The organism is Leptospira sarikeiensis, from assembly GCF_004769615.1.
Taxonomy (GTDB): domain Bacteria; phylum Spirochaetota; class Leptospiria; order Leptospirales; family Leptospiraceae; genus Leptospira_B; species Leptospira_B sarikeiensis.
On the sequence record NZ_RQGF01000042.1, the window covers coordinates 105,306 to 130,397 of the forward strand.

The following is a 25,092-nucleotide window of genomic DNA, read 5'->3' on the forward strand; positions in this document are numbered from 1 at the left end:
TTATCAACCCTCTCCAGAAGGAATCCGCAGTGGGATTCCTTGCCTTTCAATATTCGAATCAAAACATGGAATATATCCTTCACGGAAAAAACCGGAGAGATCAAGAATGAGTTCTTCAGAACAAAAATATAATGATACGATCGTCAAAGGGTTTATCATATCGGGACTGGTTTGGGGTGTCGCTTCCATGCTTGTGGGAGTTTGGATTGCCTTCCAAATGGTTTATCCCGAATTGAATTTCGGACCTTATTTCACTTTTGGAAGGTTAAGACCATTACACACGAATGCTGCTATCTTCGGATTTGCATTGAGTGTTGTCTTCGCCACAGGATATCATACAGTCCAAAGACTCTGTAGAGTAAGGATCTGGAGTGATAAACTAGCTAACCTCCATTTATTCTTATACAATCTTTCGATCATAGCAGCAGCGATCACTCTTCCGCTCGGATTAAGCCAATCCAAAGAATATGCGGAATTGGAATGGCCTTTGGATCTTTTGATCGTAATTTGGTTTGTAATCTTCCTGATCAATTATTTTGGGACAATCTTTACAAGAGAAGAAAAACAACTCTATGCGGCGATCTGGTTCTATATCGCTTCTTGGGTCACGATCCCTATTCTATTTATCGTAAACAATCTATCTATCCCAGTCAGTTGGATCAAATCCTACTCTGTTTATTCCGGAGTGTATGATGCAAACATCCAATGGTGGTATGGGCATAACGCAGTAGCATTCGTCTTGACCACTCCTTTCTTAGGAATGATGTATTACTATCTTCCGAAACATATCAAACAACCGATCTACAGCCATAGATTATCCATCATCCATTTTTGGAGTTTGATCTTCCTATACATTTGGGCGGGACCTCACCACCTATTATACTCTCCTCTACCTGATTGGCTTCAAACCACCGGAATGGTTTTCAGTATCATGTTATGGATGCCTTCTTGGGGAGGAATGTTAAACGGATTCTTAACCTTAACCCAAGCGCAGGAAAAGATCAAAACGGATGCCACATTAAAAATGTTCTTAGTAGGACTTACTTTCTACGGTATGTCCACATTCGAAGGACCGTTACTCTCCATTCGAGCAGTAAGCGGCTTAGGACATAATACAGACTGGATCATCGGACATGTTCACGGAGGAACATTAGGCTGGGTGGGAATGATGTCCTTCGCGGCGATCTACTATTTAGTTCCAAGACTCTGGAATACAAATCTATTCTCTGAAAGACTAGCTAATGTCCACTTCTGGGTCGCGACGCTCGGGATCTTACTCTATATAGTTTCTATGTGGGTATCCGGTATCAGCGAAGGCTCTATGTGGAGAGCGATAGATGAAACTGGTTCATTAAAATTCCCTAATTGGGTTCAGATCACCGAGACCTTAAAACCATATCGATTATTCCGAGGGATCGGAGGAGGACTCTATCTTTTAGGACTATTGATCATGATCTACAATGTCATCAGAACGATCACTACTTCAGGAAGTGGATTTAAAGAAGTGGATCTTAGGATAGGACTGAAAGAGGAGAAAACAGCATGAATTGGTTCGACAAATTATTGGATTGGTTCTCCGGATTTACTGACCAGTGGGAAAAACACGGAGTTAAGTTCACGTTATATACTACGGTAGCGATCCTGATCGGAGGGATTTTCGAAATAGTCCCTCCCTTCTTTCTTACCAAAACCGCCGAGCCCATTCAAAACGTGAAACCTTATACAGCTCTGGAACTTGCAGGAAGAGATGTTTATCAAAAGGAAGGATGTAATAACTGCCATACCCAGATGATACGACCTTTCAAATGGGAAGTGGATCGTTTCGATCCCGGACACTCTTACGGAAAAGACGGATACTCTAAAGCGGGAGAATATGTTTACGATCACCCTTTCTTATGGGGTTCCAAAAGAACAGGTCCTGATCTAGCTCATGAATCTCAGATACAGGCTTCTGCAGAATGGCATAAGACACATTTGATCAATCCTAGAGACACCGCGAAAGGTTCTATCATGCCTTCTTATCCTTGGTTATTCGAAGAATCTTCCAAGATAGATCCGGAGAAGATCGCGGATCATATGAGAGGCCTAAGAAAAGTAGGAGTTCCTTACACGGACGAAGATATCGCAGCTGCGCCTAGCCTTCTCGCGGGTAAAACTGCGGGGGATGCTTTGATAGCCTATCTTCTGAAATTAGGAAAGGATACTGCGGAACTTTCAAAAAGTCTGCAATGAGGTGATAATTTTGGACTTAGATACATTACAAATCTATAAATCATTAAGATTGCCGATCTTATTTCTTTCGATCCTGATCATTTCTTTATACGTTTATAGAAACTCAAGAAAGGAAAGAATGGAAAAACCTAAATTCAGAATGTTGGAGGAGGACTAAAATGAGCGATCCAAATAAGGAATTCGACGGGATCAGACAAGGTGATAATCCACTTCCTGAATGGTGGAAATGGGTATTCTTAGGATGTGTGATCTTTGCCGGGATCTATGCTGTATATTTTCACGGATTTTCTAATTGGGGAACTGGCGCATATTATGCCGCTCAGATAGAAGATTATGAAAAAGAGTTCCCGAATAAAAACGTGAAGATCGAGTCAAACGACGGTTCAAATCCATTCAGAGGGAATCAAGGCGCGATCTCTGCGGGGCAAAAAACATTTCAGACCTATTGTGTTGCCTGTCACGGCCCCACCGGAGAAGGTCTAGTAGGACCGAATCTAATGGACAAGGAATGGCTACACGGGAACACCGATCTAGAACTTTATGAAACCGTAATGAAAGGTGTTCCGATGGAGAGAACAAAACTCGGAAGGGGGCCTATGCCTCCTCACGAGAATTCATTAGGCTCGGAAAAGGTATATCAGGTCCTAGCTTGGCTTGCTTCCAAAAATCTGGAGCTGAAACCTTCCAAATGAATTAAAAGAACGTTCCACGAAACCAAGGAGGACTTATGATCATTTCAAGACCCATGTCCGGAAAAATCAGGACCGCAAGAAACTATGTGCAAGTTCTTCTGGTTTCACTCTTCTTTATCACTCCTTGGATCCGTTGGAACGGATTGCAGATCATTCTATTAGATATACCAGATCGAAAATTTTATCTGCTCGGAAATATATTCGTTCCACAAGAAGGATACTTCCTTCATCTATTCCTGATCGCCTCCGGACTCTGCCTTTTTTTCTTTACTACACTCATCGGCAGGGTCTGGTGCGGTTGGGCTTGTCCACAAACAATCTACTCCGATATATTCGATTGGGTAGGAAGAAGAATCCAAGGAGACAAATACGGCAAAAAGGATTCTCCTACATTCTTAAAAGTACTCACACATTTTCTTTGGATTGGGGTAAGTTTCTTAGCGTCCTTTGCCTGGATCTCCTACTTTTCGGATCCATATCGGATGAGTGAATATCTACTTCATCCAAATTCGGAAATTCCAACTTGGCTCTTATTCTTAGGGTTTTTCACATTCTCAATGTATGCTGATATTGCTCTCATCCGAGAACAATTCTGTAAGTATGCCTGCCCTTACGCTCGTTTTCAAACTGTGATGATGGATACACATTCAGTAAATATCACATACGACTACACAAGAGGAGAACCAAGAAGAAAAGGAAAAGTAAAATTAGGAGATTGCACGGCATGCAATCTATGCCTAGTAGTATGTCCCACAGGCATAGATATCAGAGAAGGAGCAAATCCTTGGTGTATCGCCTGCGGAAAATGTTCGGATGCTTGTACAAAACAAATGTCCAAAGAAGGTAAAAAGACCTTAATCGGATATTGGTCTGAAAAACAAATCTCTGAAAAAGGATCCAAGATCAAATGGATCCGCTCCAGAACGATCGTTTATGCGTTCGGATTATTCATAACGATAAGCTCTGTCATATTCTTATTATCCAATCGAGTCCCATTATACTTATCCATTCTTCCCGATAGGAATATCCCTCCTATGCTATTGGAGAACGGAGTTGTTCGTAATTTTTACGAAGTTCAAATGCAAAATCTTACCTCCGAAGATCGGACACTAAAATTCGAGATCGAAACATCGGATCTAATCGGGTCTCAGAAAATTTTAGTAGGAGGGACTGAAAAAGCAGAAGTAGAACTTCATGCAAATTCGGACGAAAGATACAGGCTTTTTATAGAACTACAAGTGGATTCTACGGATATCTCTAAACGAAGTCATGATATCCGATTGAAGGTCCAAGACATTAACCATTTCGAATATTCTAAATCGGAAACAATTCCTTTCTTACTCCCTGTAACCGTTTCTCAGATCAAATTCCACCCAGACAAGAGGATAGCCCATGGACACTAGTTTAAAAAGAGCGTTTTTAGTGATTAAGATCGCATTTCTCACATTGTTTGTTGCTACATTCTTTACTGTGAGAATGGCATTGGCGGGACATACACCTGCGATCGATTCAAACTATTATGAAAAAGGATTAAAATACGAAGAATCCATTCTCTCCCAAAAGAAAATGATCCAAAACGGATATACTTTTGAAGGGGCATGGATCCAAAACCTGGAAAAACTAAAGACGGGAAAACAAAGCCTCGCATTGGACTTCCTACAAAACGGCAAAAAGATCCGAAACGCAAAAATCGTATTACAATTAGATAAAACTGCTACTGCAAAATTCAACCAAACCGTAGAACTTAAAGAAACATCGGCCGGAAACTACGCAGGAGAAATTTTGATACCTTTCCAGGGTGATTGGAGGATCTCCCTCTCTGCAAAAATTCCGGAAGGAGAACTTGAAAGAACATTCTCCGCAAAGGTAAAAGAGTGAAACTTTTAGAGAAACGGACTTTATGCTTTCATTGTAATACTCCGATCGACGGGGTCTCAATCAAGAAGTCCAGACATGGAACGGAAAGAGAATATTGTTGTAATGGATGCGCAGAAGTTTCCGGGATCTTATTAGAGTCAGGACTGGACCAATTCTACAAAATCCGAGGAACACAATCATTAGAACCATTGTATTCCGATCTAAAAAAGAATTCTTCTTCAGAGTATGATAACGAGTCAGTTTACTCAGAATATTTAGAAAGAGAGAATGGATCGGATCCTTCCGTATATTTAAGTATTACGAATCTACATTGTTCTGCATGCGTATGGCTGATAGAAACAGTACTCAGCAAAACAAGAGGCATCAAAGAAGCAAGGGTCAATTTCGGAACAGGAAGATTAAAAGTAAGATTCGATCTTTCCCAAATATTTTTAGGAGATATCATTCAAACTATCGAAGGTTTAGGATACAGACCCAAATTATATTCCACACTGAAGGCCGAAACTAAAGTAGAAAAACCATTCAAAGAATTAAGCATCAGAATGATCGTAGCAGGTTTCTCTTGGGGAAATATCATGCTCTTTTCCGCAAGCTTATATGCCGGATATTTCCAAGGAATGGAGATCAATATTAAGAATCTATTCCATTATATTTCTTGGATATTTGCTACTCCAGTATATTTCTATTCAGGATATCCTTTTTGGAAAGGAGCCTACGAATCCTGGAAAAGAAGAATGCTCAGCATGGACAGCCTACTCTTCTTAGGAGTTAGCCTCGCCTACTTTTATAGTATTTATGTTACTCTAACTGGCAAAGGAGAAGTATATTTCGACTCGGTATGCACGATCTACTTCTTCATACTTTTAGGAAAGTATTTCGAGTCCATGATCCGATTCAAAGCGGGTTCCAAAATAGGAGAATTATTATCCCTTCTACCTGAAGAATACGAAGTTCAAAAACAAGGAATATGGTCCAAAATATCCGGTTCTCTGATTGAAAAAGGAGATTTAGTACTATTGTATATAGGAAGTAAGGCCCCTGTAGACGGGATCTTAAGATCCGAAAAATCCTATTTCGATGAAGCGGTCCTAACAGGAGAAAGTCGCCCGATCTTAAAAAATAAGGGAGATCAGATCAAAGCAGGATCCGTATCTCTTTCCACACATACACAATTTGAGGCAAAAGGGAATACTAGAGAAAGTTCATTAGCGCAAATTGGAAAAATATTAGAAGATTCTTTATTAACAAAACCAAAATTACAAAGAACAACGGATCTTTTAGCTACCACTTTTATCAAAGTTGTTCTGGTAGTTGCGGTCCTAACATTCATTTATTGGTGGAATTTTTCAGATCCAGAAACAGCGATCCTAAACACGATCAGTGTTCTTATAGTCGCTTGCCCCTGTGCATTAGGCCTAAGTGTTCCTGCTGCTTTAGTGATCAGCCATCTACTCCAATCCAAAGAAGGGATCCTGGTAAAAAATCCGGAATCTGTCGAAACTCTCGCCAAATCGAATTATATATTCTTTGATAAAACAGGAACATTAACTACTGGAAAATTAGAATTAAACGCAGAGAAATATTTCTCTCCCGAAGAAGCGCCTGGTAGGTTCAGAGAAATCGCCACACGACTCGAATCATTCTCCACACATCCGATCGCAAAATCAGTGATTGAAACTTTTTCTCGAAATCTAAAATTCAATATGGAGATCGAAGATCTTTCTTGGAATTCCTTCCAAGAATTTCCAGGAGAAGGGATCCAAGCCGAATTCAAAGGCAAGACCTACCGGATCGGTAAGAAAAACTTCTCTTGGGAAAATAAACCGGAGAACGACGGATGGATCCATTTATCCGAGAATGGTATTCCTTTAGCGGCTTGGGAATTTAAAGATAAGGCGAGAGTTGAGTCAAAATCGACCATTCAAAATCTACAAACATTGATCCCGGACTTAGAGATCCTATCCGGAGATGCCTTACAAAATGTAAAATCTCTTTCCGATGAATTAGGATTTATTCATTACAATGCAAACCTTAGTCCTCTTCAAAAGAAAGAAAGGATCCAAAAAGCGCAATCCGAAGGAAATATTGTTCTTATGGTCGGAGACGGAGTCAATGACTCCGCTTGTATTGCGCAGGCAGATCTAGGAATTTCCATGGGAATGGGTTCCGATCTTTCCCTGGACAAATCAGACATGATACTGATCAATAATCGCCTGGATTCACTGCCTAAATCCATCTCGATAGCCAGGAAAACCAGACATATCATTCTTCAAAATATATGTTTATCATTAATTTATAATTCCATGATGATCCCTCTCGCCGCATTTGGGTTCATGCTTCCTGTCATTTGTGCCGGCTTTATGACCTTAAGCTCATTCACGGTAGTATTAAATTCAATTTCATTAAAACGTAGGGTAACATGAACGCTTTGTATCTCACTATTCCTATCGCGCTGATCATTTCTTTTGGAGCATTTTATATTTTTCTACTAAACCTCAGATCAGGACAGTATGAAGATATAGAAGGCCCTAAATACAGAATGCTTTTCGAAGAAGAAAATAAGAAACAATCGGACTAAGGATCTATTATGGAATTCACTACCGCAATTTTATTCGGATCGTTCCTAAACGGACTAAGCGGCTCTTTTCATTGCCTAGGAATGTGTGGCCCGCTAGCAGGAAGTTTGAATTTTACCGGAGAAAAACAAAATCCGGTTCTTACTCAAACATTATACAATCTGGGAAGATTATTCTCCTATACAACGATCGGACTTGCATTTGGGTTCTTAGGCAAAATGACAAATATGAGCCTTGCATCATTATTGCCTGCTCAAGAATTTGCGGCTTGGTTCGGCGCATCCTTCATATTTTTATTCGGACTTTCATTGTTATTCGGAAAGGACAGAATACAAAACCGTTTATTCTCAAAATTTTTCGGCAAAATAGGATCCAAGTTGCTGAAACAAAATCAAACACAAAGTCCTAAAATAAAACTTTTGATCTCATTCCTATTCGGGGCCCTGACAGGATTTTTACCATGTGGGATCTTATATCCGGCATTCATTATGGCATTTGCGACAGGTTCTCCACTATTTGGAGCAGTTAGTATGTTCTTTTTCTTCTTAGGAACATTTCCTTTACTATTCGGATTCGGACTAGGCTTTAGGATGATCGTTTCTAAATTCGGTAAAAATCAGATGAGGCTTGTAGGTTGTCTTATCATCTTAGTTTCCATTTCACTTCTTCTTTTCAGAATGAACCATACACATAATCACTCAGAGATGAAAGAGATGGATCATTCACATCATCAGCATCATTGATGAAAAACTGAATTATAAGAATTCGGAGAATTCTTCCGTTCTTTTTTGAGGAAAACTATACCATCTTTGGATGGCTTCTGAGACTAAAGACCATTTGGAATTATCTTCAAAATGGTTAGGAGATCCCGGAACAAAATACACTCTTTTAATTAAAGTACCTATTTTAGAGAGAATAGAACGATTAATTATTTTCCCGGTAAAATCAAGTTCTCCTAATATATTCAGGATCGAGGTCTCCGGAAAATTTCCGTCGTATTCTTGCAAACCGTTCCCGATCAAAATTAGACTTTCTACTTCTGAATTGGAATTTGCAGCGGCTCTAAACATTCTTGCTGCGACAGAAGATAGACCTATATAGGAGATCTTTAAGAACTCGGCTCCCTCTATTAATTTTATACGTTTAGTAATTTCAGAAAGTCTGTAGGATAATAACGCGGTATCGGAGCGGTTCGCGTGGATCTCCCTTTCATCTTGTGTTAAGAGACCTTTAAGAAGTAAAGTTGCAATTCCCTTCTCGTTCAAAAGAGTTCTCATTTTGGAAAATCGTTCGGAAAATTTATCCTCCTTCTCCTCCAAAATAAGAACAGCTAAGAATTCTGAATGACTCGGAATGAATAATTCCCCTTCTAGCCTGATCTGATTGACTTGAAAACTTAAGACGTTTTGGAAATCAAGACGAACCATTTTTTCTAAACTAGAAATTTCAGTTTCGGGATCTATTTCCAAATCAGTCCAGAAGACGAAGAAGCGCTTCTTCGTTCTTGATCGAAATTTTTCTTTTATCGATCTCCACCCAACCTCTGCTTTTAAAGTCGGCCAAGGCTCTCACCAACGTTTCCGTAGTTACTCCGATCATAGAGGCCATAATTTCTCTCGTGAAAGGAAGCTCTTCGTCTTCTCCTTGAGATTTAAATATCTGAAGAAGAAATTCAGAAAGTTTTGCATGGACTTGTCGAGTTCCGAGAGAATAAATTTTATTCTCCGATTCAACAGCTTCCGTAGTAACTCTTCTAAAAACCGAATTTTGGAATTCTAAATCTGAATGAAGTAATCTTCTTAACTCTTCTTCTTCAACAAATAGAACAGTGGACTCAACCAAAGCGATCGCATGATGTAGAAACTTTCCTCCGATCGCAGCGTCCCTGATCCCAACCCAGGTACCAGGATGATAAATTTTAAAAGTATGTTGTTTTTCTCCGGATCCGGAAGAGCGATAAGAACGAATAGAACCGGACTCGACTATATAAAACCCGTTGGCCTGTTCTCCTTGGGAAAATAGGATCTCGTTCTTGGCCATCTTTTTGCGAGTAAACTTGATCCCTTGATTTTGAAAGGAATCTTCTCTAAACATCATTTCATCAGGTTCTATTGTAATTTTAGCGGCAGATATCATATGTAACGTCCCTTTTATGTATCGATATCGATAAGGTAACGTATTCCGAACCGTCGGTCAATGGCCGGTGGGAGATCCTACAAACTGAGGTGATTTTCTGCGGATTTCTAGGGTGAAAATCGGCTCCTTTTCAGATCTGGGATCCGGAAGATCGCGAAATCAGAACAAAAACTTACAGAAGTTCTTTGATCTTAGAGATATATTTTCTTCCTACAGGTAGCTGGGTTTCATCCTCGTCTTTTAAGTGAACGGAATAGTTCCCCATATTATCGCTTTGTAGATGAGATAGTTTTTCTAGATTGATGATGTATTGTTTATAAATGCGCAAGAATTTAGTAGGAGGAAGTTTCAGCTCAAGGCTCTTTAAAGATTTATAAGTTACATATTGTCTCTTTTCCGTATGAACAACGCTAAAATTATCCCTGGAAGAAATATAGGTTATCTCGTTATAAGGGATAAGAAAATGATTTTCTTTTTCCAAAATAAAAAGACCGTGCTCGTTAAAAACATTCTTAGTAGGTTTATCCGCTTCGTTCCCTAAAATTTCCAAGGCCCTGTCAACTGCCTTAAAAAATCTTTCCTTAGAAAAAGGTTTCAAAAGATAATCGATCACACCGAACTCAAATGCTTCGATTGCTTTATCTCTAAGAGCAGTGATAAAAATGATATAAGGAGGATTTTCCAGTTTTTCTAAAATGTCTAGACCGGAAAGTATCGGAAGATTGATATCCAAAAAAGCAAGATCCACTTCCTCAGACTGAAGATATTCGAGAGCTTCTTCCCCGTCTTTTGCTACTTTTACCAATTTTAATTCGGGACGGGCCAGACAATAATTGACCAATAATTCCCTAGTAGGCGCCTCATCTTCTACGATTAAGGTTTTCCATTCCGGCATTTTAGGATCTTAGTTTTAATTTTTTAAGGCATTAAACACGATCGTAACGATCGCTCCGCCCTCAGGATGATTTTCAATTTTCACATCCGAATCGTAAAGATAAAATTTCAATCTTTCGGATATGTTTGCGATACTTCTAGAATAGATATTTCCTTCTTTCAGCCCCTTACCATTATCTCTGATCGTAACAAGAGCCTTTCCATTTTCTATGGATGCTTTCACAGTGATTTTCCCTTTTCCTTTTCTATCTCTCAATCCATGAATATAGGAATTTTCGACCAAGGGTTGAAGTGTCAAAGGAGGGATTTGGCATTGTTTGAAGTTCCCGATCTTTTCGGATTCCACTTCCAAAAAATCCGAAAACCTAAGTTTCAATAATTGCAGATAATTTTCCATAAACTCCCATTCTATATCGAAAGGGACCAACTGTTGGTTCGCCTGATCCATTAGAAATCTATAATTATCCGCAAGCATCAGTATCGCAGAATCCGCAAGCCCAGGATTTGTCTGCAGATAAGAATGAATGATACTTAATGTATTAAAAAGGAAATGAGGGCTCATTCTGTCCTGAAGGATCTTCAGATTATTTTCGGCATGGCGGGCCTTATCTTCAGTCTCCTTTCTTTCAGTAATATCATTCCGGATCGCTAAATATTGATACGGCTTTCCATTCCCGTCCATAATGGGAGAGATCGTAGTATCCACCCAATAATATCTTCCCCCCTTCGCTTTATTTTTAATTTCTCCCTTCCAAATATTCCCTTTGGATATAGTTTTCCATAGATCGATAAAAAACTCTTTAGGATGATATCCTGAGTTGATGATCCGATGATTATGGCCTAGTAACTCATCCCTAGAGTAACCGCTGATATCGCAAAAGTTTTGATTCACATAGATGATCGTTCCGAATTTGTCCGTGATCGCAACGATAGAGACCGCGTTCAAAGCGGTTTGGAAATCGGAAAGTTCTTTGAGAGAACTTTTTAATTCTCTTTCTATCTCTTTAGTCCTAGTAATATCCACTCCCACGAACCATTTAGTGGAACCGAATAAAGGAAATTCGGAAGAAATATTAGATAAGGAAACTAGTTTGGATTTTCCTTCCTTAGAGATCAGATCCAATTCCCAATTTTTAAAATCGGAATTCAAGAGTTGTGTATTAAAATCGGTAGTTTCTCCTTCTCCTTTGCCTGAGAGAAGATTTTGGAATGAAAAACTCGGATCAGAATAGATCTCCTCGAAAGAATATCCTAAAACCCTTTCACATTCATGATTCCAAGAAACAGGTTTGAAATCCGGATCCAATGAAAAGAACAGGATCGGCATATTATCCAAAACTGTTTTTAATCTAGCTTCATTCTCCATTCTATATCTGGTACCTTTTCTAAAATACCATACGATCTTTTAGCTCTCAGCAAAAGTTGTCCAAAGTTTTTGGAAAAAGTCCGGATTATTTTTCTTACTAAAATTTCCTCCTCCCGAAAAGTTCCGAGAAGAGGTTCCAGTTACTTCAGTTTTTCGGAGATCAGTTGATCCAAGGAAAGAGAACCTCCTCCTAAAAAGAATAATACGAACGCAAGTCCTATTGCAAGAACATGATATTCGTATCCTTCCCCTCCTTGGTTTCCGAACCAATTCATAAAGAATCCATTCTGTCTTTGGAAAATTGCGGCTCCGATCATTGTAATACCGATCCCAAACGCAGACAATTTAGTACAAAAACCTAAAATGAGTCCAAGAGCTCCAAAAGATTCCGCGAGGATCACTAAAATTCCTATGATCACAGGAATTCCTTGGGAGGAAAAAAATCCAAGAGTCGCTCCCCAGCCGTATCCGCCAAACCAACCGAATAATTTTTGTGCTCCATGAGGGATCATTACTACACCTAAAACGATCCTTGCCACCGTAAGAACAAAATTTGGTTCTGTGGAAAAAAATTTATCTAACATTAAATTCTCCTAATATGGACCCGATCTAGATCCGTATCAAAAGAATAGGGAGAGAAAATAGGAAAGTAAATGGACGATCCGTATATTCTATTGCACTTTTCGTCCGGATTCCCTAAATTGTTCCGGAGAAACACCGGATTGTTTTTTAAAATACCTGCTAAAATATGCGTTATCGGTAAAACCCAACTCGGAAGAAATTTGAGTGATATTCAGATCCGAATGAAGCAATAATCTTTTACATTCCAATAAAAGGCGATCATGGATTACGGACTTTGCAGATATTCCAAGAGAATTTTGACAAATCCGATTCAACGTATTAGAAGCCAAACCGAGCCTTCTCGCATAAAAGGAAGTCCCTCTTTCCTTTATAAAATATTTTTCTAATAAACTTTGGAACTCGGATACTGGGCGATTTTTTCTGATCAATAATGCTGCGGAAGTTTCATATTCTTTCTGGATTTGCAGTAGAATAAGTCCGCTTATATAGAATAAAATTTTGGGATCAGCATTTTCTTTAAATTCCTCTACTAATCTAGAAAAATCGGATCTTAGTTTGGAAAATTTTTCAGGGTGTATCTTTGAAAGTCCAGAATCGAAGCCGAAATAGGGAAAACTTCTTAAGCTTGTATTTTTTTCATTCAGCTTAGAATAAAATTCAGGATGGATCTTTAAGGCGAAACCTTTCGGTTTCTTTTTGAATTTCCAGGAATGGACCTGCCCTGGCTTTAAGAAGAATAATGAATTTTTTTCGATCTCGAAGTTTTGAAAATCAATCTTATGAGTTCCCTTCCCTTCTACAAAATAGAAAACTGCAAAGTAAGAATGCCTATGAGAACTATCGTATTCGGTAAAACTAGGCGGTAGGTCTTCCAACCTACCCGAATAAAAGATCCTCTCCCCCTCCTCGTCGGAAACTTCGGATAAATGAAGTAGTGGAACTTTACTAGCCTGCTTAGACATTCCTTTTGGAATTCCCAAGATATCTTGCAAATTGCAAGAAAAAACTAAGATATTCTTTTTAAGTTTTAGAGATAGAAAGTATATCTGTCACTTCGATCGTATCTTTAGAATATCCATCCTTCGCAATTTTGATCATCGCCGTTCCTAATTGTTTTAAGGAGGAAACTTTGGTCGGAAATATTTTCTTAATTAACGGATATGACCAGCCCAGGAATTTATATGCGGATAAAGTATTTTTCGCTCCGGGTGTAGGATCAAGAAACCCAGGACGAACCTTATACATCCCCTTAAAGGGAAGTTTTGCTAAATCGTTTTCGGTCTTCCCCTTTACTCTTGCCCACATCGTTTTTCCTTTTTCGGTGCTATCCGTTCCAGCTCCTGAAATATAAAAGAAACTCATATCGGAATTTACGGAAACCAAAATGGTCGCTGCATTCAAAGTCAATGTGTGAGTGAGTTTAAAATAATCTTCTTCTTTCATTCCGAGGGAAGAAACTCCCAAACAGAAGAAGCAAGTATTATATCCTTTTAATTTATCTTTGATCGATGATAGATCGAAAAAATCGGAATGAATGATCTCCTCTACTTTAGGATGAGATATACCATAAGATTTCCTATTCAAAAGGAGTATTTTTTCCACATTCGGATCTTCCAGACATTCCAAAAATACTCCTTCTCCCACCATTCCGGTGACACCTGTAATAATTACTCTTAGTTTCATTTTTTCTCCCATTCGTTTCCGGCGGTTTTTTCTTCCAATTGGCTGGACAAGATCGGATCTTCTTTTGCAGATTTCCAAGGAAGTTTCGGCCACCAAACGGTGTATTCTTTCTTCAGATCAGGTTCTGCACTCTCTCCAGGTTTAGGAGTGATCACTGTTACTCCTAATTCTTTAGACTTTTCTAATACTCTTTCCACCGGTTCCGTCCAACCATGAGAAGCAAGAGCGAATAATCCCCAGTGGATCGGCAAAAGCACTTTTCCTTTCAACTGAGTGTGTGCGATCACCGCTTGTTCCGGACCAATATGCCAATCAGGCCAAGCCTGGTTGTATTGCCCGGTTTCGATCATAGTTAGATCAAATGGACCGTATTTCTCTCCTATCTCTTTCATCTTAGGAAATAATCCTGTATCTCCCGAAAAATAGACCTTATGTTTTGGGCCGAGTAAAGCATAACTGGACCAAAGTTTTTCATCCATATCCAAAAGATATCTACCGGAAGCATGCCTTGCAGGAGTGCTTACGATCTCTAACCCATTGATCTTTTTACTCTGCCACCAATCCAATTCTTGTATTTTCTCCTTCGGAACTCCCCAGTATGCGAGGTTTGCACCAAGTCCGAGTGGAACCACGAATACAATATTTCGATCCTTTAACTGTTGAATGGTTCCTAGATCCATATGATCGTAATGATCATGAGAAATAAGAACTACATCGATCTCAGGAAGATCTTGGATAGAAATTAAAGGTGGATACCATCTTTTAGGACCAAGCCAAGAATAAGGAGAAGTTCTCTCAGACCATACCGGGTCCGTCAAAATACGAACTCCATCCAATTCTATCAAAGTGGAAGAATGTCCGAACCATGTGACTCTTAAACCGGATCCAGGTAGTTTAGAAAATCTTGATTTTTCAACATAAACCACAGGGACAGGTTCCTTAGGACTCACATCGGAACTTGGACTAAACATACTCAAGATCGCGCCCCAAGTATCGTTGATCAAAGGTTCTGGATTTACGAACTTACCTTCTTTCCATTGAGGAGATTCCTGCATTCTGATCAGTCTTTCTCCATCCGCTTTCTTTCCTAAAGACTGACAGGTATAAAAGAAGGATCCGAGAAGAAGAAAGATCAGGAATAAAAAAGATACTCTTGATGTAGTTGATAATCTGTTTTTAGTTCTCATCTGGTTCCTACTTTTGGAATAATTTGGATGCTTCCGAATCGAAAACGCTTGTAGCATCGTCCGCGTCAGTGGAAAGACTTAGAACTTTCCATTTTTCTAATTCAGATCTTTGGGTCTCTCCCATTTGTTCGAATAAACGAACAGCATCCGATCCGAGTAAAAGATGAAGAGGCGGTTCTTCAGACTCGACTACCTTCATCATAGCAAGAGCAGCCTTATTAGGATCTCCTAATGGTAAAGTTCCGTTTTGCATATATTTTCTCATAACTCCTACGGAAGGTCCATATTCTTTTATTTCAGGAGCAAAATCCATAGAAGAACCTGCCCAATCCGTTCTAAATCCGCCTGGTTCTACGATGGTTACATGGATCCCTAAGGAGGAAACTTCCTGGGCCAATGCCTCGCTAAAACCTTCTACTCCGAATTTTGCTGCGTTGTATGCTGAAAGGCCAGGCACTCCTCTTCTTCCTCCGATGGAAGAGATCTGAAGTATCCTACCCGATCCTTGTTTTCTCATATGAGGAACTACAGCCTTACTCACATAAATCGTCCCAAAAAGATTTGTCTCTATCTGATTGCGAATATCCTGATCGGATTGTTCTTCCACCGCACCTAAAAATCCGTAACCAGCGTTGTTCACAAGAACATCAATCCTTCCGAAAATTTGGATCGCTTCTTCTATGCCTTGTTCCACTTCTTTCTGATTAGATACATCCATCTCCAGAGGATAAATACGATCCCCATATTGATCCTTAAGTTCCTTTAAATTTTCAGGATTCCGCGCTGCAGCAATAACGATCCCACCTTCGGATAAAACCGTCTCTGCTAAACTTCTACCGAGCCCTCTTGAACTTCCAGTGATCAGCCAAACCTTTTCCATACAAACTCCTAAGAGGCCTAAATGGGCCCTTACATTTTGACAATATTAATCTATTTTGTCAATTATTCAGACCGGTTAAACTTTATAAAGTTGACATTTTTTTATAAAATTGTCAAATAATCGTATGGCTCATAAAAATAAGATCCAAGGAGACGAAGATAGAAAGAAAGAGATCCTGGACGCAGCGTTATATTGTTTTTTGCAATTCGGCTATTCTAAAACATCCATGGACGATGTTGCCAAACAGGCAAATTTATCCCGTCCCTTACTTTATTTAAAATTCAAAAATAAAGAAGATCTGTTTGAAGGTATTTTCGATTACACTCTGCAAGGAAGTTATGAGGAAGCGGAGAAGGTTTTAAGCCAAGATCTAAGTGCTAAAGAGAAACTATTTCGAATTTGCGAGCTGATACTTTTAGAGCCTTGGACAAAAATCGAAGGAAAACCGAAAACTGCAGAGTTTTATGAAACTTGTTCTAAATTGTCCCCCAAAAGTACTGAAAAATACGAAAAGCAGGTCTTGAAATACGCACAGAATATTTTGGGAGACAAAGAGACTGCTGAGGTATTCTTTTTAGCGATAGAAGGACTCTCAGCAGATCTTCCCAAAAGTAAAATCCTTCGGAAAAGAGTAGAATTACTCGTAGATCGTTTCGTCAGATAGTTATTTCCAATTTCGGAAAAATTTCGAAGAGCGGAGTAGAAAATTACAATCATACTACGTCTCAGGAATAAGCTCTTGCCAATAAATTAGGGTGTTATACCCTCAGCAGACTTTTTATTCGAATCAAAAGATGTCCGAACTCAAATCCAGCTTTCCATTCAATTTACACAGATTTGTCCCACATAAACTTCTTATATTCTGCCTAGTTTTTTCCCTTGGCAATTGCGAAAGAAAATCCTGGATCGCGGAAGACTCAATTCTTTCCTTAAGTGGAGACTGGGAATTTATTTCTGATAATAATACGAATCCTGATTTTAAAAAAGGATCTAAGTTTGCAGTTCCTTTCGATTTCAGCTCTTCGGATGTATACAAGGATTTTGCAGGTTGTATTTCTATACGCCACACTCTTCCTGAAAAAGTCCGGAGTTGGATGAACCAACAACAATCGGTTGCAATCGACTCTGGGCATAGCGCAGACTTCGCGGAATTCTATTTAAACGACCTAACTAAAACCGGTCTCATCGGAAAAACAGGAGCAAGAGATCCTTACATATCAGGACAAGACGGAAGGATCGTAGCCGTTCTTCCAGCCGGAGCATTTCATCCAGGCGGAGAAAATTTCATCTATGCAAAGATCTGTAGAGTTCCAGGAAAACCTTTTCATTGGAGCGGTCCTGAAATTTCTTTAGGTCAATCCGAATCCATATTTAAAAAATTCGGATTCGAACTCAGTATCGCATTCTTACTCGCAGCGGTTTATATTAGCGTAGGATTATATCATCTTCTTCTCGCAGTAAGAAGACCGAGTGATATTTTCAATTTATATTTCGGATTATTTGCGATCTTCTTTTCCATCTTCCATTTAACGAATAATTCAACAGCAGAGATATTATTCGGCTCACATAGACAATTACAATCCATAGTAGATCAAGTGACCCTGATGTTATTCATCATGAGCCTTCTACTATTTATCGCTAGATTCTTCTTAGGGACCCATCCGAAAGTGGTCATCGGATTTGCCGGATTCTACTTTTTAGTGGCATTCTTGGATATTTTCGTCAACCAATACACGAGAGATTTACTTCTCACGATTGTAGGCGTTTCCATGATATTCGTTTTTCCTTATATTCTGTTTATTACGGGAAGAGCGGCTTGGAAAGGAAATCCGGATGCAAAATTACTTCTTGGTGGAGTCGCTTTAATCGCACTCGGAGGGATCCACGATTTAGCAGTCACCCAAAGATTGATCCATTCTGAACTCATCATGCCTTTTAGCTTTTTGGCATTTATCTTAGGGATCGCATTCATACTCGCAAACCGTTTCGTTCGAGTCCATAACGAGGTAGAAGAGTTAAATGCAAGCTTAGAAGAGAAAGTTCGTCTGAGAACCAACGAATTACAGCTAAGCCTAAGCGAGATCCGAGAACTGAAACACCAGCAGGACGGAGACTATTTCCTTACCTCTCAATTAATGCAACCTCTGGCAGGAAATTATGCGAATAGCGAACTTGTTAGAGCTGAGATACTTTGCCGTCAGAAAAAAAGATTCCAGTTCAGGAATTGGCAGGGAGAATTAGGAGGAGACTTATGCGCAGTCTACTCTCTCAAATTAAAAGGAAGACCTGTATTAGTATTCTTTAATGGGGATGCGATGGGAAAATCCATGCAAGGGGCCGGCGGAGCTCTTATCATGGGGACAGTATTCAAGACCATCGTAACCAGGACCCAAAACACTGCGGAAATGCAGGAATTATTCCCGGAACATTGGCTCAAACGTTGTTACCAAGAACTCAAAAGTGTATTCGTATCCTTTGATGGAAGAATGTTAATCTCCATGGTAGTCGGGATCGTGGACGAAGAATCGGGCCTAATGTATTTCGTAAATGCAGAGCACCCTCAAGCGGTATTATACCGAGATGGAAGAGCGGATTTCTTATCCGAAAATGGAATGTTACGTAAGGTAGGAGTTGAAGATCCTGCAGAAGTATTCGTAGTACAGACCCTACAGCTCAAACCGAACGACGTGATCCTGATCGGTTCGGACGGAAGAGATGACGTTCAATTGGGAATCAACGAAGACGGGAACCATATTATCAACGAGGACGAAAAAGCATTCCTAAGAGATGTGGAAGAAGCTAAGTCGGAACTCCTACAAATAGAATCACTCATCCGTTCCAGAGGAGATATCATAGACGACTTGAGCCTTGTAAGGATCTCTTATAAGGAAGAGATGACTTCCGTTACTGATATACTGGATGATCCTTTCCAAAATCACCAGGAAACGGTATCCGAAAAAACAAACTTAAGAAAAGCCCTTCGGAATGCTATAGAAGAAAAAGACTATATCTACATAGCCTCGGAAGGACAAAAATACCTCGCTACTTATCCGGATGATAGTCCAGTCTATCTTTGGGTCTCTTATGCCTTGGCGAGACTCGGAAACTACGATAAAGCGATCGATTTCGGAGAAGTTCTACTCATGAGAGATCCTACTCATGCAAAAAATCTGGAACATTTAAGTAAACTACATTATAAAAACGGCAATAAGATCAGGGCAGAAGCTTTACTTTCTTCCAAACTGAAAAACGATTGATTATTCAAACCTGAATTATCCACAATCCGAACATTTTTGTATCTTCAAAGGGAAGGATTTACCTTCCCTTTTTTATATCTTTTTCCGAAAATAGCCTAAAAATCTAGTTTTTTTATTAAACCAGATTGTCTAAACCTTAAACTGGTTTCATTATTAAACCAAATGGAGAATTTCCCATGAAATTTAAGGATAAGAAGGTATTGATCACAGGAGGAAACAGCGGGATCGGTCTCGTAACCGCAAAACTGTTCGTTCAAGAAGGTGCAAAAGTTATCATTACCGGTAGAGACCAAAACACCCTGGATTCCGCAAAAAAGGCTCTCGGAGAGAATGCAATTGCAGTAAAGGCGGATGTTTTGGACACGAAGGAAAGAGAAGATCTGATCGGAGTGATCAAGGATAAATTTGGTGAATTGGATGTTGTCTTTGCAAACGCCGGGATTACTAAACCAACTCCGGTAGGCGCAACAACTGAAGAAGATTTTAACCAAGTATTGAATGTAAATATTACCGGAGCATTCTTCACAGTGCAGTCCGCTCTTCCATTTTTAAAGAAAGGATCTTCAGTGATCCTAAACGGTTCAGTCATGAGTGTTCTCGGAGTCCCAGGAAGTTCAGCCTACTCGGCGAGTAAGGCAGGAGTTCGTGCGATGACTAGAGTTCTCTCTTCCGAATTAGGACCAAAAGGGATCCGAGTCAATATGGTCGTTCCGGGAGCCACAAAAACTCCTATTTGGGGACCGGAAGGAGAACCTACAAACGCAAGATTAAACGCAATTACCCGTTCTATTCCTATGGGTAGACTAGGAGAACCGGATGAGATCGCAAAGGCGGTTCTTTTCTTAGGTTCGGAGGAATCTTCCTACATCCAAGGAACAGAGATCGTTTTGGATGGAGGAGCGACTAGTTCTCCTGCAGCGGCTCCGATTTATCTTGGCAAATAATTAGGGCCGGGAGAAAAATAAAATCAGGAGGGATCATGAAACGTACAGACCTGGGCAATGAAGACTGTCCGATCGCAAGATCCTTGGGTGTCATCGGAGAATGGTGGTCCCTTCTGATCCTAAGAGATGCATTCTTAGGAAAAAAAAGATTTAATGAATTCGAAAAAAGCCTGGGGCTCGCAAAAAATATACTTAGTGCGAGACTTCATAAACTTGTAGAAGAAAACATTCTAGAAATAGTTCCCGCCTCAGACGGAAGCGCTTACCAAGAATATGTATTAACCGATAAGGGAGAAAAAATTTTTCCCGTATTGGTTGCATTAAGGCAATGGGGAGAAACTTTCCTTTACGATTCTTCTAAATTAAATCAATGTTTAGTGGATAAAAAATTCGGTAAAAAAATAAAACCGATAGAAGTACGTTCTCAAGACGGAAGAATACTCAATAGAAAAGACGTTAGCCTAAAGATTACTACAAGTAAGGAGTCAAAAAAAATAACTTAGCTTTTCCTTTCTTGCAGTATATTAGACTACCCTCCTCTCCAAAAAGATCTTAAAAAATATAGAACGGTAAATTCACAGGATCGATCGTTCTTATCAATTAATTAACAATAGTTAACGAGCAGAATTTAAGGGCAGCTGTCATATAATTATAGATTGGTGAGAGAAAGATCCGCACTTTTCCAGAGGAGAGGTTAATGCTCAACTGTGACGAAATTCCTCCGAAGCTACACGAAATTAAATCCGAATTTTTGAGTCATGGATTTACTGCAAAGGAAATCGGATGGGAAGAATGGTTCTGCCAAGCAGCGCAATTCCAAACGATACTATTTCATTCTCCGAATGGATTTGCGATCGCATCTCTCGATGGAAAATTTATCAGCGTAAACCCAGCATTAACCCAAATACTAGGTTATACAGAGAAAGAGTTACTTTGTATAGGATTCCAAGACATCACTCATCCGGATGATCTGGAAGAGGATCTAAGGTCCGTAGAACAATTTTTACAAGGGAAAATTTCTTCTTACAAAAAAGAGAAACGATATAAACACAAAGACGGCCAATACCTTTGGATCGAGATGGACCTCACTCTTATTCAAAACGAAAAAGGGTTCCCGAATTATTTCGTAGCTCAACTCCAAGATATTTCAGAAAGAAAATACTCTGAAAAAGCCCTAAAAGAAACGGAAGAAAACTTCAAACAATTAGCAGGCACAGTAGACGAGGCCTTCTGGATGAAGGATGCAGAATCCGGGAAATTATTATATGTGAGCCCTGCATACGAATCTATTTGGGGAAAATCAAGAGAAAGCCTTTTTGAAAATCCTGACTCTTGGTTGGACTCTGTTCTGCCGGAAGATAAGCAAGCTGCTTTAGATACAATCCCGCGTAAAAAAGAAGATGGGAACCTAAACGGTAAATTCCGGATCAGACATATGGATGGGGCAGAACATTGGATCCGCTTACGTAATTTTCCCGTTTTCGGTCCGAATGGAAATTTTGAAAGGATCCTAAGTTCAGCAAGAGATATCACGAAACAACACGAATTAGAAAAGCAACTCATACACTCCCAAAGAATGGAGTCCATAGGATCTCTTGCGGGGGGAGTTGCTCACGACTTTAATAATATTCTGACTGTAATCCTTGGATTCACCACTCTTTTGGAAAAGAATTCAGGCCAACCCGAAAAGATCCAACAATATACAGGCATCATACGTAAGACAGCCGAAAGAGGAGCCTCATTAGTACGACAACTTTTGACTCTTGCAAGAAAGGTAGAATCCTTCTTACGGCCTCTTATCTTGAACGATATTCTATCCGAAGCGGCAAATATTGCCTCTTCTACTTTTCCTAAGTCCATACGGATCTCTCTTGAGGCAACAGAGGAGCCGATCCTAATCAATGCGGATCATACCCAAATCCATCAGGTTTTCTTGAATCTTTTTTTGAATGCCAAAGATGCTATGCCGGATGGAGGAACTCTTTCTTTAAAACTAAAAAAAGAACAATGCCCTTTTTCTGACGAAGAAGGAGATGTAGCGACCCTGGAAATCCAAGATTCAGGTATAGGTATGGACGAAGAAACCGTCCGAAAAATATTCGATCCATTCTTTACGACCAAAGAACCCGGAAAAGGAACGGGCTTAGGGCTTTCCATAGTTTACGGAATATTAGAAAACCATAAATCTAAAATCCAAGTAGAAAGTGAACTCGGCGAAGGGACCAAGTTTACCATATACTTCCCTATTTTAGGTTCTTCTTTACCTAAAATAAGAGATAAATCCTCAACGACCAAGAGCATATCTGAGAACAAGAAGACTGTATTACTCGTTGAAGACGAGGAAATGCTTAGGATCTCTTTTTCTCAGTACTTAGCCGAAACAGGACATACAGCCTTATATGCGAAGGACGGAACGGAAGCCTTATCCGTTTATCATGAGAATGCAGACAAGATAGATCTAGTCATTTGTGATTTAAATCTTCCCAACGAGAACGGACTATCAGTCTTAAAGAAGATACGATCTTCAGATCCGAATAAACCTCTTGTTCTTGCGAGCGGTTACATCGATCCGAATATACGAAAAGATCTGGAAAACCTAAATTTAAAAAGAATTCTCCAAAAACCTTATCATTTTGAGAATATATTAAAACTTTTAGAAGAAATTCCTTAAGAGTTTTTATGAAGACCATTACAAAAAAAGAATACATTATGGGATTTTCCGAATTCGAGAACCCTATTTTAAAGTTAGGAACTGAAGTTGCAAAACAGGCGCCTGCAATGCTTGCGTATTGGGACAAAGATCAGGTATGCAAATTTGCGAACGAAGTGTATCAAGTTTGGTTCGGAAAATCACAAAAAGAGATGATCGGCATCCATATGAGGGAACTTTTAGGCCCGATCTATGAGATGAATCTACCCTATATATTAGGTGTTTTATCCGGCGAAAAACAAGTCTTCGAAAGAGAGATCCCTTTAAATAGCGGCGAGATCATCCATACTTTAGTTACTTATACTCCGGACATCAGCTCAAAGGGAGAAGTCCAAGGATTTTATGTACACTCAGCGGATGTAAGTTCGATTAAAAAACTGGAATCGGATCTAAAACGTTCAGAATCAAAGTTTAAGAGTTTATTGGAATGCACTCCTCACGCGATCCTTGTAGTGAATTTTTTAGGAGAGATCATACTAGTCAATCAGGCGAGTGCCAAACTTTTCGAATATAAAAAAGAAAGTCTGGTCGGTATGAAGTTATCCTCTTTAATTCCGGAATATCATAAACTACTTTTCCTGGAACAAAAGAATTGTAGTTTAAGTGCGGAACAAAAAGCAAATTTGATCGAAAATGTGATCAAACCCACAGGGATCAGGTCCGACGGTTCTAAATTTCCGATCGAAACTAGTCTTACCGAAGTTCCGGATTTTGAAGAAGGCGCCGTTTATTTTTTAGTGAAGGACATTACCTGGAAAAAGGAAAAAGACGAGGAAATAAGAAGGTCCTTGGATATTATCTCCGAGCAGAACGATAGGCTTTCCAATTTTACTCATATCGTTTCCCATAACCTTAGGACTCATTCCGGAAATATAGGATCTATTTTAGACTTTCTGAATGAAGCAGAAACTGAAACCGAAAAAGACGAGCTAATCTCATATCTTAAAAAATCCTCCCAAGGATTAACAGAAACAATAGAACATCTAAACTTTGTGGTTTCTATTCGAACCAATCCGAATATCCCTCAAGAGAATATAGATCTATCTTCCGCAGTTCGAAAGACCTTACAAATCCTGGAAAGAGAGGTCATCTCCACAAAAGCAGAGATCAGATTGGATATTCAAAACGGGTTGGAAGTCCAACATGTTCCGGCTTATTTGGATAGTATTCTTCTGAACCTAATCTCAAATGCGATCAAGTATAGAGAGGAAGAGAGAACTCCTATTATTAAGATCAAGGCATTCAAATCAGGGCAGGAAATCATCTTCAGGGTAGAAGATAACGGAAAAGGAATCGATTTGGAAAAACACGGATCCAAACTTTTCGGAATGTATAAAACATTTCACGGGAATAAGGACGCTCATGGTGTAGGCTTATTTATTACCAGAAATCAGATCGAGTCCCTTGGCGGTAAAATAGACGTGGAAAGTAAGGTTGGAGTCGGGACCAGATTTACCGTCCATTTCCAAGAACATTGACTATTTCTGTTCTTTCCAGATCCTATTTCTGATCCTACTTAAGGATACGGGAGTGATCCCTAAGTAGGATGCGATATAATGTTGAGGAATACGTGTCGCTATATCCGGATGTTCTTTGACTAAATTTATATAACGTTTTTCCGGACTATCACGAATCCTAGACAAGAACAAATTCAGATAATTATCGAATCTTTCTAGAGTATATTCTAACAGTAGATCTTTTACTCCTTCATTCTCCCGATAAATTGTCTCAGCATCTTCTCCACTCAACAACAGAAGTTCGGTAGGCTCTATACTTTCTAAACTCAATCCACTTTCCTTGTAATTGCCTCTGTAACTATGAAGAGAAGTGATCACTCTGTTCTCGAAGAAAAATGCAATTGTGATATCCCTTTTCGGTTCTTCGAAACGAATACGAAGACATCCTTTTTTTACAAAAAAAATCGTTTTGACAAACTCTCCCTTTCGGATGAGTAAAGTTTTTGCCGGAACCTTTTTCAGTTTGATCATGGACATATAACGCTCCCAGTTATTTTCCAAACTGGGAACCTTCTTCCTTAATGTTTCAAAGAGAGGGATATCCAACATGAGAATCTT

At 39.4% G+C, this 25,092-nt stretch carries 25 protein-coding genes; 15 read left to right on the forward strand and 10 right to left on the reverse strand.

What is annotated here, in order from left to right; translation table 11 throughout:
* Positions 1 to 106: 106 nt before the first annotated feature.
* Genes ccoN through EHQ64_RS19070 form a run of 9 tightly spaced genes read left to right on the forward strand, consistent with a single transcriptional unit; the run spans position 107 to position 8,121 of the window.
* Complete coding sequence (ccoN, locus tag EHQ64_RS19030; protein ID WP_135651389.1) at positions 107 to 1,546, forward strand: cytochrome-c oxidase, cbb3-type subunit I; 1,440 nt, start codon at positions 107 to 109, stop codon at positions 1,544 to 1,546.
* Positions 1,543 to 2,232, forward strand: a complete 690-nt coding sequence (ccoO, locus tag EHQ64_RS19035) for a cytochrome-c oxidase, cbb3-type subunit II (protein WP_135651390.1) — start codon at positions 1,543 to 1,545, stop codon at positions 2,230 to 2,232. The genes ccoN and ccoO overlap by 4 nt, the downstream gene beginning before the upstream one ends.
* Positions 2,233 to 2,242: 10 nt before the next feature.
* Positions 2,243 to 2,389 carry a cbb3-type cytochrome c oxidase subunit 3 gene (locus EHQ64_RS19040; RefSeq protein ID WP_135651391.1) on the forward strand — a complete coding sequence of 49 codons (147 nt, stop codon included), beginning with the start codon at positions 2,243 to 2,245 and terminating at the stop codon, positions 2,387 to 2,389.
* 1 nt (position 2,390) lies between these two features.
* The gene (locus EHQ64_RS19045; RefSeq protein ID WP_135651392.1) at positions 2,391 to 2,924 is read left to right on the forward strand and encodes a cbb3-type cytochrome c oxidase N-terminal domain-containing protein; all 534 of its coding nucleotides are present in this window, start codon (positions 2,391 to 2,393) and stop codon (positions 2,922 to 2,924) included.
* A gap of 35 nt (positions 2,925 to 2,959) precedes the next feature.
* Entirely contained in the window at positions 2,960 to 4,327 is a 1,368-nt protein-coding gene (gene ccoG / locus EHQ64_RS19050; RefSeq protein WP_135651393.1) for a cytochrome c oxidase accessory protein CcoG, read from the forward strand.
* Entirely contained in the window at positions 4,317 to 4,802 is a 486-nt protein-coding gene (locus EHQ64_RS19055; protein WP_135651394.1) for a FixH family protein, read from the forward strand. Before ccoG ends, EHQ64_RS19055 begins: the two co-directional genes overlap by 11 nt.
* Entirely contained in the window at positions 4,799 to 7,225 is a 2,427-nt protein-coding gene (locus EHQ64_RS19060) for a heavy metal translocating P-type ATPase (protein ID WP_135651395.1), read from the forward strand. Before EHQ64_RS19055 ends, EHQ64_RS19060 begins: the two co-directional genes overlap by 4 nt.
* On the forward strand, positions 7,222 to 7,380 hold the full coding sequence (gene ccoS / locus EHQ64_RS19065) for a cbb3-type cytochrome oxidase assembly protein CcoS (protein WP_135651396.1): 159 nt from the start codon (positions 7,222 to 7,224) through the stop codon (positions 7,378 to 7,380). Before EHQ64_RS19060 ends, ccoS begins: the two co-directional genes overlap by 4 nt.
* A 9-nt stretch (positions 7,381 to 7,389) precedes the next feature.
* A complete protein-coding gene (locus EHQ64_RS19070; protein WP_135651397.1) occupies positions 7,390 to 8,121 on the forward strand; it encodes a sulfite exporter TauE/SafE family protein in 732 nt (243 codons plus the stop codon).
* Between the two features lie 12 nt (positions 8,122 to 8,133).
* Here EHQ64_RS19070 and EHQ64_RS19075 read toward each other — a convergent pair whose 3' ends face one another.
* The 9 genes from EHQ64_RS19075 to EHQ64_RS19115 all read right to left on the reverse strand — a co-directional run bounded on the left by EHQ64_RS19075 (position 8,134) and on the right by EHQ64_RS19115 (position 16,106).
* Positions 8,134 to 8,847, reverse strand: a complete 714-nt coding sequence (locus EHQ64_RS19075; protein ID WP_246048848.1) for a dienelactone hydrolase — start codon at positions 8,845 to 8,847, stop codon at positions 8,134 to 8,136.
* Position 8,848: 1 nt separating this feature from the next.
* A complete protein-coding gene (locus EHQ64_RS19080; RefSeq protein WP_135651399.1) occupies positions 8,849 to 9,514 on the reverse strand; it encodes a Crp/Fnr family transcriptional regulator in 666 nt (221 codons plus the stop codon).
* A gap of 172 nt (positions 9,515 to 9,686) precedes the next feature.
* A complete protein-coding gene (locus EHQ64_RS19085) occupies positions 9,687 to 10,409 on the reverse strand; it encodes a LytR/AlgR family response regulator transcription factor (protein ID WP_135651400.1) in 723 nt (240 codons plus the stop codon).
* A gap of 15 nt (positions 10,410 to 10,424) precedes the next feature.
* On the reverse strand, positions 10,425 to 11,774 hold the full coding sequence (locus tag EHQ64_RS19090) for a PAS domain S-box protein (RefSeq protein WP_135651401.1): 1,350 nt from the start codon (positions 11,772 to 11,774) through the stop codon (positions 10,425 to 10,427).
* 140 nt (positions 11,775 to 11,914) lie between these two features.
* The gene (locus tag EHQ64_RS19095) at positions 11,915 to 12,358 is read right to left on the reverse strand and encodes a DoxX family protein (protein WP_135651402.1); all 444 of its coding nucleotides are present in this window, start codon (positions 12,356 to 12,358) and stop codon (positions 11,915 to 11,917) included.
* Between the two features lie 87 nt (positions 12,359 to 12,445).
* Positions 12,446 to 13,318, reverse strand: coding sequence for a helix-turn-helix domain-containing protein (locus EHQ64_RS19100; RefSeq protein ID WP_135651403.1), 873 nt, complete (start codon positions 13,316 to 13,318; stop codon positions 12,446 to 12,448).
* A 58-nt stretch (positions 13,319 to 13,376) separates the two neighbouring features.
* Positions 13,377 to 14,039, reverse strand: coding sequence for a Rossmann-fold NAD(P)-binding domain-containing protein (locus EHQ64_RS19105; protein ID WP_135651404.1), 663 nt, complete (start codon positions 14,037 to 14,039; stop codon positions 13,377 to 13,379).
* Positions 14,036 to 15,226, reverse strand: a complete 1,191-nt coding sequence (locus tag EHQ64_RS19110) for an MBL fold metallo-hydrolase (RefSeq protein ID WP_135651405.1) — start codon at positions 15,224 to 15,226, stop codon at positions 14,036 to 14,038. The genes EHQ64_RS19105 and EHQ64_RS19110 overlap by 4 nt, the downstream gene beginning before the upstream one ends.
* A 7-nt stretch (positions 15,227 to 15,233) precedes the next feature.
* Positions 15,234 to 16,106, reverse strand: a complete 873-nt coding sequence (locus EHQ64_RS19115) for an oxidoreductase (RefSeq protein WP_135651406.1) — start codon at positions 16,104 to 16,106, stop codon at positions 15,234 to 15,236.
* A gap of 124 nt (positions 16,107 to 16,230) precedes the next feature.
* On the opposite strand from EHQ64_RS19115, the gene EHQ64_RS19120 reads away from it, so the two are divergent.
* The 6 genes from EHQ64_RS19120 to EHQ64_RS19145 all read left to right on the forward strand — a co-directional run bounded on the left by EHQ64_RS19120 (position 16,231) and on the right by EHQ64_RS19145 (position 24,495).
* Positions 16,231 to 16,770 carry a TetR/AcrR family transcriptional regulator gene (locus EHQ64_RS19120; RefSeq protein ID WP_135651407.1) on the forward strand — a complete coding sequence of 180 codons (540 nt, stop codon included), beginning with the start codon at positions 16,231 to 16,233 and terminating at the stop codon, positions 16,768 to 16,770.
* Between the two features lie 130 nt (positions 16,771 to 16,900).
* A complete protein-coding gene (locus EHQ64_RS19125; protein WP_135651408.1) occupies positions 16,901 to 19,363 on the forward strand; it encodes a SpoIIE family protein phosphatase in 2,463 nt (820 codons plus the stop codon).
* Between the two features lie 176 nt (positions 19,364 to 19,539).
* Entirely contained in the window at positions 19,540 to 20,307 is a 768-nt protein-coding gene (locus EHQ64_RS19130; RefSeq protein ID WP_135651409.1) for a glucose 1-dehydrogenase, read from the forward strand.
* A 35-nt stretch (positions 20,308 to 20,342) separates the two neighbouring features.
* Positions 20,343 to 20,810, forward strand: coding sequence for a winged helix-turn-helix transcriptional regulator (locus EHQ64_RS19135; protein ID WP_135651410.1), 468 nt, complete (start codon positions 20,343 to 20,345; stop codon positions 20,808 to 20,810).
* A gap of 194 nt (positions 20,811 to 21,004) precedes the next feature.
* Complete coding sequence (locus EHQ64_RS19140; protein ID WP_135651411.1) at positions 21,005 to 22,978, forward strand: hybrid sensor histidine kinase/response regulator; 1,974 nt, start codon at positions 21,005 to 21,007, stop codon at positions 22,976 to 22,978.
* Between the two features lie 8 nt (positions 22,979 to 22,986).
* Entirely contained in the window at positions 22,987 to 24,495 is a 1,509-nt protein-coding gene (locus tag EHQ64_RS19145) for a PAS domain S-box protein (protein ID WP_135651412.1), read from the forward strand.
* On the opposite strand, the gene EHQ64_RS19150 is transcribed toward EHQ64_RS19145, so the two are convergent.
* Entirely contained in the window at positions 24,496 to 25,035 is a 540-nt protein-coding gene (locus EHQ64_RS19150; protein ID WP_342775378.1) for a Crp/Fnr family transcriptional regulator, read from the reverse strand. It abuts the gene before it with no gap.
* Between the last annotated feature and the right edge of the window lie 57 nt (positions 25,036 to 25,092).

Coding starts and splice junctions, on each gene's coding strand:
- ccoN (WP_135651389.1), top strand. CDS start 107: ATGAGTTCTTCAGAACAAAAATATAATGATACGATCGTCAAAGGGTTT.
- ccoO (WP_135651390.1), top strand. CDS start 1,543: ATGAATTGGTTCGACAAATTATTGGATTGGTTCTCCGGATTTACTGAC.
- EHQ64_RS19045 (WP_135651392.1), top strand. CDS start 2,391: ATGAGCGATCCAAATAAGGAATTCGACGGGATCAGACAAGGTGATAAT.
- ccoG (WP_135651393.1), top strand. CDS start 2,960: ATGATCATTTCAAGACCCATGTCCGGAAAAATCAGGACCGCAAGAAAC.
- EHQ64_RS19055 (WP_135651394.1), top strand. CDS start 4,317: ATGGACACTAGTTTAAAAAGAGCGTTTTTAGTGATTAAGATCGCATTT.
- ccoS (WP_135651396.1), top strand. CDS start 7,222: ATGAACGCTTTGTATCTCACTATTCCTATCGCGCTGATCATTTCTTTT.
- EHQ64_RS19070 (WP_135651397.1), top strand. CDS start 7,390: ATGGAATTCACTACCGCAATTTTATTCGGATCGTTCCTAAACGGACTA.
- EHQ64_RS19080 (WP_135651399.1), bottom strand. CDS start 9,514: ATGATATCTGCCGCTAAAATTACAATAGAACCTGATGAAATGATGTTT.
- EHQ64_RS19085 (WP_135651400.1), bottom strand. CDS start 10,409: ATGCCGGAATGGAAAACCTTAATCGTAGAAGATGAGGCGCCTACTAGG.
- EHQ64_RS19090 (WP_135651401.1), bottom strand. CDS start 11,774: ATGGAGAATGAAGCTAGATTAAAAACAGTTTTGGATAATATGCCGATC.
- EHQ64_RS19095 (WP_135651402.1), bottom strand. CDS start 12,358: ATGTTAGATAAATTTTTTTCCACAGAACCAAATTTTGTTCTTACGGTG.
- EHQ64_RS19100 (WP_135651403.1), bottom strand. CDS start 13,318: ATGTCTAAGCAGGCTAGTAAAGTTCCACTACTTCATTTATCCGAAGTT.
- EHQ64_RS19105 (WP_135651404.1), bottom strand. CDS start 14,039: ATGAAACTAAGAGTAATTATTACAGGTGTCACCGGAATGGTGGGAGAA.
- EHQ64_RS19110 (WP_135651405.1), bottom strand. CDS start 15,226: ATGAGAACTAAAAACAGATTATCAACTACATCAAGAGTATCTTTTTTA.
- EHQ64_RS19115 (WP_135651406.1), bottom strand. CDS start 16,106: ATGGAAAAGGTTTGGCTGATCACTGGAAGTTCAAGAGGGCTCGGTAGA.
- EHQ64_RS19120 (WP_135651407.1), top strand. CDS start 16,231: ATGGCTCATAAAAATAAGATCCAAGGAGACGAAGATAGAAAGAAAGAG.
- EHQ64_RS19125 (WP_135651408.1), top strand. CDS start 16,901: ATGTCCGAACTCAAATCCAGCTTTCCATTCAATTTACACAGATTTGTC.
- EHQ64_RS19130 (WP_135651409.1), top strand. CDS start 19,540: ATGAAATTTAAGGATAAGAAGGTATTGATCACAGGAGGAAACAGCGGG.
- EHQ64_RS19135 (WP_135651410.1), top strand. CDS start 20,343: ATGAAACGTACAGACCTGGGCAATGAAGACTGTCCGATCGCAAGATCC.
- EHQ64_RS19140 (WP_135651411.1), top strand. CDS start 21,005: ATGCTCAACTGTGACGAAATTCCTCCGAAGCTACACGAAATTAAATCC.
- EHQ64_RS19145 (WP_135651412.1), top strand. CDS start 22,987: ATGAAGACCATTACAAAAAAAGAATACATTATGGGATTTTCCGAATTC.